At 35.4% G+C, this 17251-nt stretch carries 13 protein-coding genes; 1 reads left to right on the forward strand and 12 read right to left on the reverse strand.

The genetic code is table 11. The features are described from left to right. Window positions 1-52: 52 nt before the first annotated feature. The 6 genes from ACPF9A_RS11055 to aspS form a co-directional block, all read right to left on the reverse strand. Window positions 53-1837: a chloride channel protein gene (locus ACPF9A_RS11055; RefSeq protein WP_423996852.1), complete on the reverse strand. Its 1785-nt coding sequence runs from the start codon at window positions 1835-1837 to the stop codon at window positions 53-55. Window positions 1838-1872: 35 nt separating this feature from the next. Further along, entirely contained in the window at window positions 1873-2715 is an 843-nt protein-coding gene (locus ACPF9A_RS11060) for a tetratricopeptide repeat protein (protein ID WP_423996854.1), read from the reverse strand. Further along, a complete protein-coding gene (locus ACPF9A_RS11065) occupies window positions 2687-3232 on the reverse strand; it encodes a hypothetical protein (RefSeq protein WP_423996856.1) in 546 nt (181 codons plus the stop codon). The genes ACPF9A_RS11060 and ACPF9A_RS11065 overlap by 29 nt, the downstream gene beginning before the upstream one ends. Before the next feature lie 123 nt (window positions 3233-3355). Further along, the gene (locus ACPF9A_RS11070) at window positions 3356-4165 is read right to left on the reverse strand and encodes a tetratricopeptide repeat protein (RefSeq protein WP_423996858.1); all 810 of its coding nucleotides are present in this window, start codon (window positions 4163-4165) and stop codon (window positions 3356-3358) included. Then, window positions 4137-4703: a hypothetical protein gene (locus ACPF9A_RS11075; RefSeq protein WP_423996860.1), complete on the reverse strand. Its 567-nt coding sequence runs from the start codon at window positions 4701-4703 to the stop codon at window positions 4137-4139. The genes ACPF9A_RS11070 and ACPF9A_RS11075 overlap by 29 nt, the downstream gene beginning before the upstream one ends. Window positions 4704-4829: 126 nt before the next feature. After that, window positions 4830-6587 carry an aspartate--tRNA ligase gene (gene aspS, locus ACPF9A_RS11080; protein WP_423996862.1) on the reverse strand — a complete coding sequence of 586 codons (1758 nt, stop codon included), beginning with the start codon at window positions 6585-6587 and terminating at the stop codon, window positions 4830-4832. Between the two features lie 257 nt (window positions 6588-6844). On the opposite strand from aspS, the gene ACPF9A_RS11085 reads away from it, so the two are divergent. Beyond that, window positions 6845-7192, forward strand: coding sequence for a toxin-antitoxin system YwqK family antitoxin (locus ACPF9A_RS11085; RefSeq protein WP_423996863.1), 348 nt, complete (start codon window positions 6845-6847; stop codon window positions 7190-7192). Window positions 7193-7264: 72 nt separating this feature from the next. On the opposite strand, the gene ACPF9A_RS11090 is transcribed toward ACPF9A_RS11085, so the two are convergent. The 6 genes from ACPF9A_RS11090 to ACPF9A_RS11115 form a co-directional block, all read right to left on the reverse strand. Beyond that, window positions 7265-10768 (reverse strand): efflux RND transporter permease subunit, encoded by a 3504-nt coding sequence (locus ACPF9A_RS11090; protein ID WP_423996865.1) that lies wholly within the window; start codon window positions 10766-10768, stop codon window positions 7265-7267. Between the two features lie 6 nt (window positions 10769-10774). Then, window positions 10775-11941 (reverse strand): efflux RND transporter periplasmic adaptor subunit, encoded by a 1167-nt coding sequence (locus ACPF9A_RS11095; protein ID WP_423996867.1) that lies wholly within the window; start codon window positions 11939-11941, stop codon window positions 10775-10777. Between the two features lie 25 nt (window positions 11942-11966). After that, on the reverse strand, window positions 11967-13307 hold the full coding sequence (locus ACPF9A_RS11100; protein WP_423996869.1) for a TolC family protein: 1341 nt from the start codon (window positions 13305-13307) through the stop codon (window positions 11967-11969). Beyond that, on the reverse strand, window positions 13307-13912 hold the full coding sequence (locus ACPF9A_RS11105) for a TetR/AcrR family transcriptional regulator (protein ID WP_423996871.1): 606 nt from the start codon (window positions 13910-13912) through the stop codon (window positions 13307-13309). Before ACPF9A_RS11105 ends, ACPF9A_RS11100 begins: the two co-directional genes overlap by 1 nt. Before the next feature lie 314 nt (window positions 13913-14226). Further along, on the reverse strand, window positions 14227-15921 hold the full coding sequence (locus ACPF9A_RS11110) for a CRTAC1 family protein (protein WP_423996873.1): 1695 nt from the start codon (window positions 15919-15921) through the stop codon (window positions 14227-14229). Next, window positions 15911-17179, reverse strand: coding sequence for a phosphatase PAP2 family protein (locus ACPF9A_RS11115; protein ID WP_423996875.1), 1269 nt, complete (start codon window positions 17177-17179; stop codon window positions 15911-15913). Before ACPF9A_RS11115 ends, ACPF9A_RS11110 begins: the two co-directional genes overlap by 11 nt. Between the last annotated feature and the right edge of the window lie 72 nt (window positions 17180-17251).

A 17251-nucleotide genomic window follows, 5' to 3' on the forward strand; every position in this document is an offset into this window, starting at 1 on the left:
CTCGAATTGTTATTCTTGTTCTAAAAATGCCTCTGGGCTTACCCGAGGTTGATTACTTAGTGAATTTTATAAGTTCTCTTCTGTAAGCGGTCAATAGTTTTGATTTTGAAACAAAACCCATGTATTTTCCGTTTTTGACAACGGGTAAATTCCATGCACCACTATCTTGAAATTTTTGCATTACAATTTGCATACTGTCCAGCCCATAGTAAATATGATCCGGTGCCTTATGGGTAAATGTTTCCACTTTTGTAGTGTCATACAATTTGGTGTCGAACATGAACTCCCGAATATCATCTAATAAAATAATGCCTAAAAACACGTGATTTGCATCTACTACAGGAAAAATATTTCGTGTTGATTTAGCAACGGAGTCATGCAGCATTTCACCCAAAGTCATTTTTGGGTGTACAATTTTGAAATTGGTTTCTATAACCATATCAATATTCATAAGGGTAAGTACAGCGTGATCTTTGTTGTGTGTCAATAAATCGCCACTTTCAGCCAATTCTCTGGTGTAGATCGTATAATCTACCGTGTTTTTTGTGATGATGTATGATATAGATGCTGTAATCATCAAAGGCACAAATAAGGCATACCCACCTGTTATTTCAGCAATAAGGAAAATTGCTGTCAACGGAGCGTGTTGCACGCCTGCAATAAGACCTGCCATGCCTATTAGGGTGAAGTTACTTTCTGATACCGAAAATCCCAATCCCGAATTGTTGATTAATTTCGCAACGACATTGCCCAAGGCACTACCCATTACCATTGTTGGTATAAAAATACCACCTGCGCCACCGGCAGCCAAAGTAGTGGTCATCGCTACTGCCTTAAAAATTGTGATGCCAAATAATAGAGCAATTACAACCCAAATATTACCGATGTAGGCATCGAAGGGTGTTTTGCCTAAAGCTTGAATATGGTCACCTTTCAACAAGTTGTTTATAAATGTAAATCCTTCACCGTACAATGGCGGAATCATATACAGCATAAATCCAATAGCTAGTCCGCCTACCAAAAGTCGATATTTCGGACTTTTCAATGGCTTAAAAAGGTTAATGATGCCGAAGTACATTTTTGTGAAGTAAATAGAAGCTACTGCTGTACCTACGCCGAGAAGAACATAAAATAAAGTATCCTTCACTTCAAATGGCTCACTAATGGAAAAATTGAACAATACCTCGTTACCCATGAAGAAGTAGGAGGTTAGCACACCACTAATCGATGCCAATAATAACGGTAACATCGAAATCATGGTCAGATCTAGACTAAACACTTCTACAGCAAATATGATGGCGGCAATTGGCGATTGAAATATAGATGAGATTGCACCAGCCGATGCACAGGCAATTAATAAAGAGCGCGTTTTAGAATTGATATGAAAAAGCTTACCTAAATTGGAGCTTAATGCTGCACCTGTTGCCACTGCCGGACCCAATAACCCTACTGAACCACCAAAACCAACAGTTAGCGGTGCAATAATGAGTTGGGTGTACATTTGCTTGGCATCGATATTTGCCTTGTTTCTTGATAATGAAAATAGAATTGAAGAAACGGCATGCTTTAATTTCTCTTTATGAATGTATTTTACATAGAGATATACCAGGGTAAGACCTATAATAGGCAGAATAAAGTATAGTTGGTTACTAGAAAAAATAATCCCTTTTTCGAGAGATGCCTCAATAAAATAAGTGATGTTTTTTAGGGTGACAGATGCCAAACCAGCCAAAAGCCCAACAATTACACTTAAGATGTAAATGAAGGTTTTTTGAGAGATATGTTTATATCTCCATTTGTAAATGCTTTTTAAAATTTTATTCCTTTGGATGGGCATGGTTGAACCATATCAATGATAGAGGTCAAAGGTATTTAATTACTTGCTATGATTTCAGCTTTAAGTTCTTCTAAATCTTCAAGATAAATTTGGCGTAAGGTTTCCACATATTCTCTATTGTTATAATAGCCATTGTTAAAATCTACAATGGCATCATCAATCATATTCATAGCCGCCTTTTTATTTCCCTCATTTAATAATAATTGCGCCTTATAATATTTGGCATCTGCCGAGTTTGTGAAATACGAAACCACTTTATTAAAATTCTCTTTGGCTTTTTCATTATTACCAGATTCAAAATACGCAATACCTCTGTATAGAAATGCTTCAAGTTCTACCCAATCTTCACCAGAGTCTTCGGTTTCTTTGGTAATATGTTTGTCCCAATAAGCAATGGAGTTATCATAGTCTTTTGCGCCTAAATATGCAATGCCACGCCAAAAATCTACACTGTGCCCTTGCGGATAATCTATATAGGTGGTTAACGAATCTGATGCGTTAAAATCGGCAATTGCTTTTTCGTAGTCTCTGTAGAACCACAGGTATAAATAGCCTCGCCAAGGCACCCATGTCGCTGGGTCATGTTTTACTGCTTTGTCAAATCTTGTTTTCCATTCAAGTGGAATTCCCCTTTTTAGAAAAGGAACGGAAATCTCCCTTAATGCATCTGCATTCGTACTATCTAAAGCTATAATTTTATCCAGAAGGGTCATCGCTTTTGGTGTCCCTTGAAAACTACCATTAAAACCGTGCTTACTATTTTCAGTGTCCCAAATATCTTTTGCTATTAGTTTTGAATCTTCATTTAGATTTTCATTCTTACAGCTTAATGATATTAATAGTAAAAAACTAAGGTAATATTTCAACAATTTTTCCATCTTCTATTTTAAAAATCAAGTACATGTATTTGTCATTATCCGATTTGTTATTTGAAATAACCCAATTTTCCTTTTCTACAGTCAATTGAATTATCTCTTCAACCAAATCGTTATTCATCTCTGTTAATTGGTAATCATTATTTAATTGATTTACCTCCATGTCACCGACTTCACCTTTACAATTGATAATAAAACGAAGGTTCAACATTCCGTGATCTGTATAGTGTACACTTTTAAAGTTAGACTGAATAAAGCGTTTAAAATGTGCTTTGTTATTGTCGAAAATGTTAAATCCTACGCTAGAATAATAGCCTCTTGGACGGTGGTCATTACAACGTTTAAAATTGGGGGTAAAATCACGATTTTTAGGTGATAAATAACCGACATCATGCTGATATTTTTCAGAATTTACATCATACTTCCATTCGTATTGATAATAACCGTACCCGACAATTCCACAAAGAATTAGCACAATTCCCAATAAACTATACAATACTATTTTAACCCATTTTTTCATGGCTCTAAATATAGTAAAATAATAATTTTCTTACATATCGGAGAGGGTGACCACATTATTTTTATTGCAACCGCTTTTCTTGAAATCAATAAGTTAGGTTTAGGTAAATCGTTGCTACTTTCTTTAATTACTTGCTATGATTTCAGCTTTAAGTTTTTCTAAATCTTCAAGATAAATTTGACGTAGGGTTTCAACATATTCTCTGTTGTTATAATATCCATTATTAAAATCTACAATGGCATCATCAATCATTTTTAGCGCCGCTTTATTATTTCCGTTGTCTAATAAGAGCTGCGCTTTGTAATATTTTGCATCTGCGGAATTGTTGTGATAGGTAATTACCTTATCAAAATTTTCTTCTGCTTTTTTTGTCTCACCAGCTTCATAATACGCAATACCTCTGTATAAAAATGCTTCAAGTTCTACCCAATCTTCACCAGAGTCTTTGGTTTCTTTAGTAATGTGTTTGTCCCAATATGCAATTGAATTATCATAATCGTTTAGACCTAAATACGCAATACCACGCCAAAAATCGACGCTATGCCCTTGCGGATAATCTATATAGGTGGTTAACGAATCTGATGCGTTAAAATCGGCAATTGCTTTTTCGTAGTCTCTGTAGAACCACAAGTAGAGATAACCTCGCCATGGTTGCCAAGTTATAGGGTCATACTCAACTGCACCATCATACCAAGATTTCCATTTATGTGGAATACCTCTTTTTAAATAAGTAACTGAAAGTTCTCTATATGTTTCTGCTTTTGTAGAATCTAATTCTAATGCATAGGCGAATGCATTCATGTGTAAACGATTACCTTGATAATGCCTAAAGCCTACATCATATGCATCTTGAACTTTTTCTTCTTTGGTTTGGCAAGAACTTAAAAGAAAAACAAGAATAATACTAAGGAATAATTTCTGTGATCTCTCCATTTTCTATTCTGTATGATATGTACATATATGAATCCCTTTCTGCACCATACATGTAATTAGGTTTCCATTTTTTTAATTCAACTGTAATGTTCAAAAGTTGGGATACTAAGTTTGTATTAAATTTTTTCGGATGTAAGTCTAAATCATTTTCATGAATAACATAAGCGCCGGCTTCACCTTTGCAGTTTACTATAAATCTAAAATTTAAATAGCCAGAATCTTTATAGTCTTTATTCACATATTTAGATAATACTTCTTTTCTAAGACCATTTTTATTAGTAGTATACTGAGTTCTTCTATGTATAGAATCACCTGGTGCATAATTGTAATAGTCCACAATACGAGTGCTATCACAGATTTTAAAATTTTCAGAAAATAGTGCTTTTTTAGTATCTATATAAGCAACTCTTTTCTTGTATAGATCTTTTGAAGGAACATACTTTATTTTATAAGTATAGTATAGATATCCATATCCTGCTGCGGCAATTAGAAGCAAGCTACTTAAAACTATTACGGTAATTTTAACCCATTTTTTCACAAAGTGAATTTAACAAAAAATATCTTACTTGATGTGAGATTGATTTGTAAGGTGTCTAATAGAACTGGAGAACAAACAAAAAAATCCCGCACTAGGCGGGATTTTTACTTTTATATTAAGTTGATTTTATTTCAAATCTATATCTAATTTCAAACTCAATTCTTTCAATTGTGCATTATCAATTGGTGCAGGAGCATCGATCATGACATCTCTACCACTGTTGTTTTTAGGGAATGCAATAAAATCTCTGATAGTTTCTTGTCCGCCTAAAATAGCGACAAGTCTATCCAAACCAAATGCTAATCCGCCATGTGGTGGTGCACCGTATTGAAAAGCTTCCATTAGAAATCCGAATTGTGCCTTTGCCTCTTCTGGTGTAAATCCTAAATGCTTAAACATTGTTGCTTGCATGTCCTTATCGTGAATACGAATAGATCCACCGCCTATTTCGTTTCCGTTCAATACTAAATCATAAGCATTTGCACGTACAGCACCTGGATCAGTATCTAATAATTCTAACTGACCTGGTTTTGGAGAAGTAAATGGGTGGTGCATTGCATGGTAATGACCAGTTTCTTCATCAAGCTCCAATAATGGGAAATCAACAACCCATAATGGTGCGAATTCATTTGGTTTTCTTAATCCGAGTCTGGTTGCCATTTCCATTCTCAAGGCACTTAATTGTGTTCTTGTTTTATTGGCATCACCAGAAAGTACACATATAAGATCACCTGGTTTGGCGCCTGTTGCTTCTGCCCATTTTGCTAAATCGTCTTGGTCGTAAAATTTATCAACGGTCGATTTAAAGCTTCCGTCTTCATTGCATTTTACGTAAACCATTCCATTGGCACCAATTTGTGGACGCTTAACCCAGTTGATCAATGCATCTAATTCTTTTCTAGTATATTCTGCTACACCAGGTACTGCAATACCAACTACTAATTCGGCGGAGTTGAAAACTCCGAATTCTTTATGTTGTGCAATAGCGTTTAATTCAGCGAACTCCATTCCAAAACGAATATCTGGCTTATCGTTACCATATTTTGTCATGGCATCATCATAAGTCATTCTTGGGAACGAATCGATCTCAACACCGTTCACTTCTTTTAAAAGGTACTTGGTTAAGTTTTCGAATACATTAAGTATATCTTCTTGCTCAACAAAAGCCATTTCGCAATCTATCTGCGTAAATTCTGGCTGTCTATCGGCACGTAAATCTTCATCTCTAAAACACTTTACTATCTGAAAGTATTTATCTAAACCACCAACCATTAGCAATTGCTTGAATGTTTGTGGCGATTGGGGTAGCGCATAAAACTGACCTTCGTTCATACGGCTTGGTACCACAAAATCTCGAGCACCTTCTGGTGTAGATTTTATTAAATATGGAGTCTCCACTTCTATAAAGCCTTCGCCAGATAAAAATTTACGGACTTCCATAGCTACCTTACTTCTAAAAATAAGGTTGTTTTTTACAGGATTTCTACGGATGTCTAAATACCTGTATTTCATTCGAAGATCTTCACCACCATCGGTTTCGTTTTCGATAGTGAATGGCGGAGTTTTAGATTCGTTCAGAACTGTAAGTTCAGAAACCAAAACTTCTATATTACCCGTTGGGATGTTTGCATTTTTAGATGCTCTTTCAATAACCTCTCCCTTAATTTGAATAACAAACTCTCTGCCTAAATTTCTTGCCTGCTCTAATAGCTCGGCATTTGTGCGGTCTTCATCAAGTACTAGTTGTGTAATACCATAGCGATCCCTTAAATCTACCCAAACTACGAAACCTTTGTCTCTAGTTTTTGCTACCCAACCAGATAGTGTAACCGTTTGGCCAATATGTGATTCTCTTAACTCCCCGCAGGAATGGCTTCTATACATAGTACTTGCTTTAATGAATTGGCAAATTTAAGAAGTCTATTTCATTATAGATCTATTTAACCGGTAGCTTTTACACGATGACTAGTTGTGCCAATGTTAAACATGAATTGTTGTTAAAATACTGTAAAATAGGATATTACACTTCCAATGTAAACTTAATGTAAACTAAAAGTTACCAAAACATTGATTAATTGAGAAATAAATGTATATTTGTAACGTTAGTGTTAAGGAAGAAATTAATTTAAAAAATATATCCCATGAAAAAAATCTTAATTATAGCTGTAATGGCATTGTCGTTCGGAGCTTACGCTCAAGTTGATCCTACTTTTGAAAAAGATGGAGATAAAGTAAAAGCAACATATTTTCATGCTAATGGAGAAAAGTCTCAAGAGGGCTATTTTTTAAATGAAAAGTTAGAAGGACAATGGAAAATGTTCAATGAAAAAGGAGAGAAGATTGCAATGGGTAACTATGATAATGGTGTAAGAACCGGTAAGTGGTTATTTTGGGAAGGTGATGTAACGAGTGAAGTAAACTTCGATAACAACAGAATTGCTAGTGTAAATAAAGCTAGTAAAAAAGATCCTGTTGTAAGCAATAAATAATCTCAATCAACAACAATAAAAAAAGCCCCGTATCAAATGATACGGGGCTTTTTTATTTCAGCTTTTTGTAGATTAAGCCACTTGTTCTAATTGTTTATTTTCTTCATTACTATTACTGCCGAAACCGCTAAACTTTATTTTTATACGGTATACTATATTGAATAATACCGGCACGATTATTAGGGTTAAGAAGGTCGCAACGATTAATCCGAAGATAACGGTCCAAGCTAATGGCCCCCAGAAAATCACGTTATCACCACCTATGTATATATGCGGATTAAACTCTGTGAATAGTGCAAAGAAATCAATGTTGAGTCCGATTGCTAACGGAATCAATCCTAATACGGTGGTAATGGCAGTTAATATAACTGGGCGTAATCTTGCCTTACCACCAACGATCATAGAATCGGTCGCATCTTCAATTGTTAACAGATCACTGTCTTCCATACCAAGTCTTACCTTTTTACGATCGACCAGAATTTGGGTGTAATCAAGGAGTACCACTCCGTTATTCACAACAATACCTGCAAGTGAGATAATACCCATCATTGTCATCATAATAACGAAGGACCATCCGGTGATCATCAATCCTCCAAAAACACCAATGAAGCTTAAGAAAATTGCGATCATAATAATCAACGGTTTTGAAATACCGCCAAATTGGAAGATTAGAATAAGCATAATCAATCCTAATCCTGAGAAAAAGGCACCAATTAAGAATGCTTGTTGCTTCGCTTGCTCTTCTAATTGACCGGTATAATCAATATTTACAGTAGCTGGAGTTCCATCAAAACTTCCCATCTCATTTTGAATTTCAGCAACAATGGCGCCGGCATCTGTAAAGCCCGGTTTTAAACCCGAATAAATAGTAACCACACGTTTACCGTCTCGGTGTTTAATAGCACTATAACCAGATGTGTTCTTCTCGGTCGCTACAGCAGAAATCGGAATCTCTTTGATCTGTCCGTTAGAAGGATCTCTAAAAATGATATTCTGATTGAATAATGCACTCTTATTGTATCTCAAATCTTCATTGAACCTTATGTTGATATCGTAATCTTCACCATCTTCTTTATAAACACCTGCTTTTTCACCAAAAATAGAGCGTCTTAACTGGTTACCAACTTGACCAACGGCAACACCTAATTCTCCCGCTTTTTCGCGATCTACAATCACTTGCATGGCTGGTTTACCTTTGTTTACATCTATCTTCAATTCTTCAATACCAGCAATATTTTTGGTGTTGATGAAGTTTTTAATGTCTTCGGCAGTATTTATCAGCTCATCATAATCATTACCTTCAAGTTCAATGTTAATAGGAAAACCTGCTGGCGGACCATTGGCATCTTTTTCTACCGATATGGCAACACCAGGATAAATACCCTGTAATGCGGCTTGTACACGACCACGTATATCTTCGGTATTTAAACCATTACGAAATTTATACTCGCTAAAGTTTACGGTTACCTTACCCTTATGTGGCATTTCGGCAGATGAACCACCATCGGTAAGCGGATTACCGGCACCTTCACCTACTACAGATACAGCAGAAGCCATCATAAAGTTTTCACCCTTTTCATTCTTGTACATATCATCATCCATAATAGCGTACACCTGCTTTTCGACCTCTTTGGTAATCTCATTGGTTTTCTCAATAGAAGTACCTTCAGGGTATTCTACATACACATAGATTTCATTAGGCTTATTATCTGGGAAGAATTCAATTTTAGTTCTACCACTACCAACAGACATACCAAATAACATGAATACGCCAATCAACATTAAAAAAGTAACACCAAAATACCAATATACATTGCTACCTCTAAGTGCATGCTTTAAACGACGCTCATACCAATTTTCAAAACGTGCCATTGTATTCTTTTGAAACTTGATAGCAGAGCCCTTAATAACGTATTTGTATGCCCAAAACATAATTGCTGTTAGTATAAGTACAGAACCCAAGCCACGCATAGCGCCACCGAAAATTAGTATTAATGCTCCAATGCCACCCATAATAACACTCATTTTAATGAGTTGCTTTAAAGTAAGTTCTTTTTCATCGGTACTCATGAATTTCGATACCAACATAGAGTTCATGAAAATTGCCACGAATAATGACGAACCCAATACAACAGAAAGTGTAATAGGGAAGTAAATCATAAACTGCCCAAAAATACCAGGCCAAAGCCCTAATGGTACAAACGCGGCCACAGTTGTGGCTGTTGATATGATAATTGGATATGCTATTTCACCAATACCTTTTTTTGCAGCTTCGGTTCTTGACAAACCTTCATCCATTAATCGGTAAACGTTTTCAACTACAACAATACCGTTATCAACCAACATACCAAGCCCCATGATCATTCCGAAAAGAATCATCGTATTTAAGGTATAACCTAGCCATGATAATATGACGAAAGACATAAACATCGACATTGGTATTGCAAAACCAACGAAGAGTGCATTTCTAAAGCCTAAGAAAAACATTAAAACCGTTACTACGAGTATAATACCGAAGATGATATTATTTACTAAATCGTCTACTTGGTTTAGTGTACGTGTAGAAGAATCATTGGCAATAGAAATATTTAAATCTGGCGGAAAGTAATCTGCTTTCTCTTTCTTTACCAGTTCCTTTATTTTATCTGAAGCGGAAATGGAGTTTCTACCAGCTCGCTTTTTTACATCAAGCATTACCACATTATCCCCGTATTCACGAGCATACGTAGTTTTGTCTTTTGCCTGAAAGTTTATGGTCGCAATATCTTTTAGGTATACGGCACCATTTTCGGACTTCACTACGAAATTGTTCAATTCTTTAGGGTCTTCTACTTCTCCTAAAATACGAATGGTACGTCTTTGTCCAACAGTCTTTAAATTACCTGCAGACATCGTCATATTACCATTGCTAATAGCACTAATAACATCTTGAAAGCTGATTTTGGCAGCCATCATTTTATAAATATCAACACCAACTTCAACTTCTAAATCTTGTGCACCACGAATATCCGCTTGTTTAATTTCAGGAAGGTCTTCAATTTCGTCTTGTAAATATTCAGCAAACTCCTTCAACTTTTCTACAGGGTAATCACCCGTAAAATTGATGTTCATAATAGGCACTTCTTCTGAGAAATTTAGATCGAAAACATTGGGTTCTACCTTTGCTCCATTAAAAGTAGGCCAGTCTTCACTCGCTTTTTCACTATCTACCTCATCTTTCACCTTTTGTTTGGCTTGCTCAACAGTAATTTCTTCGTCGAACTCAACGGTTAAAATAGCGTAATCTTCTTGAGAAGTTGAGGTAACCTCTACTACATTACTAATGTTTTTTAGCCTATCTTCTAGAGGGTCTGTAATCAGTTTTTCAATATCTTCGGCAGTGTTACCTGGGTAAGGTGTGCTAATGTAGATTTTGGTTTCTATAATTTCAGGAAAATCTTCTCTAGGCATTGCCATATAGGCTCTGAATCCCAGCCAAAGAAAAATGGCGATCATCACATAAATAACCGAAGGGTTATCAATGGCCCAAGACGATAAACCGAACTCTTTATCGGCGTTCTTTTGTACTTTGCTCATCGCTCTTTATTTTTTGATTTTTACTTTTTGACCATCTTTTACACTTCTAGCACCTTCTTTAATAATTTGGTTGCCATCTGCTAAACCAGATAATACTTCAATATTCGCACCTTGTGTTTTACCGGTTGTGATTACCGATCTTTTTACCAAAGCTTCACCGTCTTCATTTGGCTCTTCTGCAACGAAAACATATTGCTCACCTTCTGCATTTTCTGAAATTATACTAGTCGGTATTAATATGGCATCTTCGTTAGTGTAATCGTTGATATTCACTTTAGCCGACAGGTTAGGTTTAATTTTACCCTCTTTATTCGGTACAGGTATTTCTACCTCAAATGATCTATTCGAAGGATTGATGAAATTGCCTGTTTCTCTAATTTTTGTAACGATACTATCACCTAAAACAGGAAAATATACTAAAGCTTCTTTTCCTTTTGATACACTACCTAGGTACGTTTCTGGTACTTCTACCTCAATGTACATATCAGATAGATTTACAATACGAAATACCTCTGAACCTGGACCAGGGGCAACAACCGTACCTTGATCCTTTATTACATTGTCAATAATACCAGAGAAAGGTGCTCTTATGGTAGATTTACCCAATTGACTCTGCGTTTGAGAAACCATATTTTCTGCAGCTTCATAATTAGTTTTAGCCTGTAAAAATTGAATTTCTGAACCTATATTCTGATTCCATAAACGCTCTTGACGTTCAAAAGTCGTTTTTGCCAAAGCGGCTTGAGATTTTAGTTGGCTTAATTGGCTTGACATACCGCCATCATCAATAGTCGCTAATACCTGACCTCTAGAAACTTTGTCACCTTCTTTAACATATACTCTTTGTAAGGTACCTGGCATTTCTGGGTAAATCAATACATTCTGCTTGGTAGATACATCACCTTGTAATTCTAAATAGTGATTGAATAGCTCTTTTTTAGCAGTCAATGTATTTACTAATGGTAATTTTTCTTCATTACCCAAAATTGCAATGGCAGAATCTAAAGATTTTACTTGAGCATCAATTAGTTTTTGCTGCGCGGTAATATCATTTTTTTTAGCTCTTATTGCCTCTAGGTCTTGCTGTGCTATAATATCTGCTACCGATTGCTCACCACTGCCACAAGAAAGTAAGCTTACGGTCGCAATTAATAAAACTAGTATTTTCTTCATGATTATATTTTTAATGATTGATTATTTAGTCTTTTGTATTTAAAATGGTTTCTAGTTCTGTCTTGTTATTAATTACCTCAACCATTGATTGTAAGTATTCTTGTTGGGTAGCATACAATTGTGTTTGTGCCTGTCTTAGTTCAAAGCTTGTAGCGAGACCTTCTTTATACTTGATTTGGTTTTTGTTTTCAATACGTTCAGATAGGGTTAGGTTTTGCTTTGCAGTTTCGTAATTATCTATCGCTAGGGTATAATTGTTTTTAGCATTCTCTAACTGTAATCTAATTTGTTGTTCCGCTTCGGTTAATTGTGTTTTTGCTTTTTCCAAGGCAATTTTAGCACGTTGCGTACTTGCACTTCTTTTAAATGAACTGAATATTGGTATGTTCAAATCGAAACCCATAATTGAAGAATCGAACCATTGCTGATCTCCGCTAAAAAAATCGAAGCTTTCTGAGTAAGCTGAACTACCATAGTTTACGTACGCATTCAAGGTTGGTAATGCACTACTTCTTGCTAGTTTCCATTCAAAATAGCGTTGTTCGTTTAAATTCTCGGCAAGTTTGTAATCAACATTGTCATTAATATTAAAGTCGAAACCAAGAATACCTAAGTCCATTTTTGACATGGTAAGATCTTCTAGGTTTTCTTGTAATTGTGTAGGCGCATTAAGGGCTAAACCCATGCTTACATTCAACATTTGTAATGTAATGTCTTTTAGCCTAAGCGCATTTTGCAATTGATTTTCTATAGATGATAATGTAATTTGAAGTTGATCAACACTTTCTTCTTCTCCTAGTCCGTTTTCAAATAACTTCGTAGTTTCAAAAAGATTTTTTTCGAGTGTGCTCTTATTTTTTTCTAAGATTTCTATACTTTCTTCAGCTAAAAGTACATTTCCGTAAGCTTCAACTACTTGTTTTCTAACGTCTAGTTCTGTTTTCTCTTTGTTGTTTGCACTATAGCTTAAAAATGCTTTTGTTGCTTGTACACCAACAATATAAGATCCATCAAAAATTTGTTGGGTCAAAGTAGCAGTTGCCGTTGCTGATTGTGGTTGAGAAAAAATTACCGGTACAAAAGTTCCAGGTTCACCACCTAAAATTTCTCCAGGTAGTAATGAAACGGGTTGTTTTAATTGATTTTGATAACCAACTGACCCATTTATTTGTGGTAGACCGGTAGCTATAGTTTCCCACTTTTGCTTTTGGGCATCTATAATATCTCTATTTGCATTAATTGCCGAATAGTTGTTTTCTAACGCAAATTGAATTGCTTCTTCTAACGTAAACGAATAGGTTTGCTCTTGTGAATACCCTAAACAAATACTTAGAATAGTTATTAAGATTACTAATTGATTTCGCATTATTCTTGATTTGAATTGATGATGTTATTTAATATGGTTTTTCCTTTTGGTGTTACAATACCCCTAATATGATATTCTAAAAATGAGTCCATTAGTTTCCCTATCGGAAATTGTTCTAACGGAAACATGTTTTGATCCTTTATACTATTTAAGCCCGTAAAATATATTCGAGCAACAAACTCCGGATTTATATTATCTCTAAACAAGCCTTGTTCTAAACCACGTTCAACATTCAATAATATGCACTTATGCATCTTATCGAATTGTAGTAGCTTCAGGTTTTTATGAATTTTAGGATAGTATTTCATTAATTGATACTGAGGAGAGCTTTTTTCATCATTTAAATGAGACATGACATACTTTTTAATCTCATACAATTCTTCAATAGCGTTTTTCTCCATCGCTATAATTAAGTCAATACCGTTGCTTAAATCGCAGAACTTATGCATTACGCAATCTTCTACTAGCGAAGTCTTGTTACTGTACTCGCTGTAAATTGTTTTTTTAGACATGCCGATTTCATTGGCAATATCGTCCATAGTAATACTCTTAAAACCACGTTCTAAGAAAAGCTGTGAAGCTGTATCCCTAATTTTTTCTTTCATAATGGCTGCGAATATACAGCAGAAAACTTAAGAAACTAAAAAAGTTTCCAAAGTTTTACAATTTTTTAATATTGGGATAATTATTTAACCAAATTTTGAGGGACTGGTAATTAGCTATATAGCCCAAGTGAATTTATACTTGAGCTATGTTTTGTATAAAAATCTGTTGGGTGGTAATCGATATTTTGAATAGATAGCGTGTAAAAGCGTTTCAAATTGTTCGTATTTGAAAAGTTGAAGTATTGAATGCTGATGTTAATTTGAAATAGGTATTTTAAAAAAAATCAAATGTTATGACCTTTGGCAAAGTAAGCTTATTGCCTTTTCCTTTTAGCTACAAAATAGAGAACAACAAGTGATAATAAAGCGCCAATTAGGTACCATATATTAGAAGTTTCTTTTTTCGGTTGATTGTTTTCGACAATTTCTAATTGTTGATTCGCCTTAATATTGGTAAGTATTTGAGTCTTACCGCCTGTCCAGTTTACAATTACGGAATCAACAACAGTATTAGCTCCCAATCCGAAGTGTGCTATTACCGAATTTTGGGATAAATGGCTAGATCCACCACCATCAATTTCTCTGATAATTCTTTTTCCATTCACAACTACAGTTACGCGAGAGCCTATGCCATTTGCTTCAGAATCCAAACCTTTAAGAGCAACTTTTAGCCAATTTCCCTTTACCAAATCATTTCTAAAAAGGCGAGTGGTAGATGCTATTGGGTAATTTAAAATAGGTTGTTGATTTACGACTAGTAAATCCATATCACCATCATTATCCATGTCAAAAATTACCGATCCTCTGCCGATACCGTAATCGTTTATGGCTAATTCCCTTCCTTTTTCAGTAAAGGTATTGTCGTTATTTTCAAAATAGAAGTTGCCCATTGGTGTGCAATTCGGATTCAAATCTCCGTTAGCAACAAATAAGTCTAAATCTTCATCATGGTCAAAATCCGCAAAATTTGCGCCCCAACTAATCGCTAAATTGTAAGTGCCTAATTCTTTTGCCTTGTCAACAAATGGTTTGCCAATACCTTGATTTTCCATTAGCATATTGAACTTGATGTTGGTAATGTAATAATCCATCCACCCATCACCGTTATAATCGCCAACAGCTGCGCCCATGGCGTTTATTTTTAAGTCCATTTCGGTTTCTTTACTGGCGTCATCAAAATGGTGATTAGGATACTCATTTCGGTATAGAAAATTAGGAACGGCTTTATAGCCAAAATCTTGATTCACCAATAAGTCTTGATCTTGGTCATTATCATAATCGGTGAAAACGCCACCAAATCCAAAACCTTTATGCCCTAAACCATATTCATCATACACGTTTTCGAAGCTTTTACCTCTTTTGTTTTCAAGTAAATAACTTCTGGCTGTTTGGTTCGCGCTAACTATGGTAGCATCTTTTATAATACCCAGTTTGCCCGTAAATTCTTGAAAATAATTACCCACGAATAAATCAGGATATCCGTCTGCATTAAAATCACCAAAACTTGGTCCTGTACTAAAGGAGTTTAAGTCTTCCAAGCCATATTCATTCGTAACATCTTTAAAGGTAGCATCTCCATTATTTAAGAAGAGTAAATTTTTTGCCCTTGGTATAACGCTTTTACCATCGGTTGTAGTAATGGTGGTAATGAACAAATCTCTATATCCATCTTTATTAATATCTGCACTTACGACACCTTGGGTAACATAGTCATTGGTAATTTGTAAACCAGAACTATCAAAAATATCTTTGAAAGTACCGTCACCATTGTTGAGGTAGAGCCGATCTGATTTTATACCACTCGTTATATATAAATCTTCGTAACCGTCGTTATTGACATCAAATACCGTGACACCACCGCCAAATGTCCCTTCATAAACTTCGTATTGGTGGGCAATGCCTGCATCTTCTGAGACATCCGTAAAAGTTTGTTGCGAATAGCTTATCAATCCGAATATTAGAAAGAATATACTACTGCTTATTTTAATGGGTGCTGAATTATTTTTCATCGTTGTTCTTCCATTCTAGGGCGTAAATATTTTTTGCAATTTCCACTCCTTTTTCTAAACCTACTTCATTGTCTAATTTCGTGTGAATGCCTCCATAAAATCTAGAATCTGCTGTTTCTAACGCGGCATCCCAAAAGGTGTCGAATGACCGTATTACAAAATCAGTTTCTTTGAGTTCATCGCGTTCTCTGCCTTCATGAGCTTTATCTGTAAATGTGAATTCTTTTCCGAAGTTATGTTCTAATACTGTTGCCGCTGCGGCTGCTTGTATTGCATGACCTGATGGGAAAGATGGAAATGGAGGGTCGGGCCAGAAAGACTCCCATTCTTCATCAATATATTTTGGTATAAAGGTATTTGGTCGTTCTGTAAAAAACTGATATTTCCATTTCCAACAATTCACGAAAGCATCTGATACTGCCATGCCTACTTGAGCATATATTTTTGCACTTTCAATAAGTGATATATTATGGCCTTCTATTGCTAATGTGGCAAAATAATAAGAATGCCCTGGCGGAGTAAAACTCACGTCTGGATCATCGCCCCACCAAATAGCAGCTTCTTTTTCTAGCTGTGTCAGTTCTAAATCTTTCAGATATACATTTTCAAACTGTTTGTAATAAGGAGAACCAATAGTTGTGTCATACGGAATCATCTTTGGGTCTTCGAGTTCCTTATTACTGGATGCAAAAGTTCTATTTTCTCCCCAATGTGGGTGTAAAGGATGATGGCTGAACGATTGAGCGAACAATGGAGGTTTCCAAGAACCTGGTCGTTCTGGGTGTATCATGGTTTTATCAAAATTGTTCAAATACCCTCTATGTCCGCCATCTGTTTTAGACCATTCGAAAATAGTTTGTGCGACAGATTTACCAAAGTCCACAGAACGCGAAACGGTTTCCTCATCTAAACCATCTTGAAATTGAGTAAATATCACTTGTTCAAGAGAATCAATTTTTAGAATATTTTCTTCGGATGTTTGAACATAGATATTCTTTAGAATTTCAGATTGCCCCGCATTTAATGCTAGTACCCAATTATATTCTTTTGAATCATCTGCCATAGGTAGCTTATTTAAACCCTTTAATTGCCCATTCATTGAATTATAATTAGAAAAACCTGGTACTATAGCCTCATACATGGTGAGACCAGTATACCCAAATGCCCTAGATGCAAATGTGGGAGAATTTGATGGAGTATACCTAGTAATAAACAAGGTCATATTCGCCCATTCTAAGGCAACTTCTTTATCACTCATTTTTGGCTGCTCGGTTTTTGAACATGCCATTATAAGCAAGAGCGACAGTATGGTAGAAATTTTTATAAGTGT

The sequence above is a fragment of the Maribacter sp. IgM3_T14_3 genome, from assembly GCF_049603095.1.
Classification (GTDB): Bacteria; Bacteroidota; Bacteroidia; order Flavobacteriales; family Flavobacteriaceae; genus Maribacter.

Bases quoted from the DNA above. Each gene is read 5' to 3' on its own strand.
- ACPF9A_RS11070 (WP_423996858.1), bottom strand. From the start codon at position 4,165: ATGGAGAGATCACAGAAATTATTCCTTAGTATTATTCTTGTTTTTCTT.
- ACPF9A_RS11095 (WP_423996867.1), bottom strand. From the start codon at position 11,941: ATGAAGAAAATACTAGTTTTATTAATTGCGACCGTAAGCTTACTTTCT.
- ACPF9A_RS11115 (WP_423996875.1), bottom strand. From the start codon at position 17,179: ATGAGTGATAAAGAAGTTGCCTTAGAATGGGCGAATATGACCTTGTTT.
- ACPF9A_RS11090 (WP_423996865.1), bottom strand. From the start codon at position 10,768: ATGAGCAAAGTACAAAAGAACGCCGATAAAGAGTTCGGTTTATCGTCT.
- ACPF9A_RS11110 (WP_423996873.1), bottom strand. From the start codon at position 15,921: ATGAAAAATAATTCAGCACCCATTAAAATAAGCAGTAGTATATTCTTT.
- ACPF9A_RS11055 (WP_423996852.1), bottom strand. From the start codon at position 1,837: ATGCCCATCCAAAGGAATAAAATTTTAAAAAGCATTTACAAATGGAGA.
- ACPF9A_RS11060 (WP_423996854.1), bottom strand. From the start codon at position 2,715: ATGGAAAAATTGTTGAAATATTACCTTAGTTTTTTACTATTAATATCA.
- ACPF9A_RS11065 (WP_423996856.1), bottom strand. From the start codon at position 3,232: ATGAAAAAATGGGTTAAAATAGTATTGTATAGTTTATTGGGAATTGTG.
- aspS (WP_423996862.1), bottom strand. From the start codon at position 6,587: ATGTATAGAAGCCATTCCTGCGGGGAGTTAAGAGAATCACATATTGGC.
- ACPF9A_RS11105 (WP_423996871.1), bottom strand. From the start codon at position 13,912: ATGAAAGAAAAAATTAGGGATACAGCTTCACAGCTTTTCTTAGAACGT.
- ACPF9A_RS11085 (WP_423996863.1), top strand. From the start codon at position 6,845: ATGAAAAAAATCTTAATTATAGCTGTAATGGCATTGTCGTTCGGAGCT.
- ACPF9A_RS11100 (WP_423996869.1), bottom strand. From the start codon at position 13,307: ATGCGAAATCAATTAGTAATCTTAATAACTATTCTAAGTATTTGTTTA.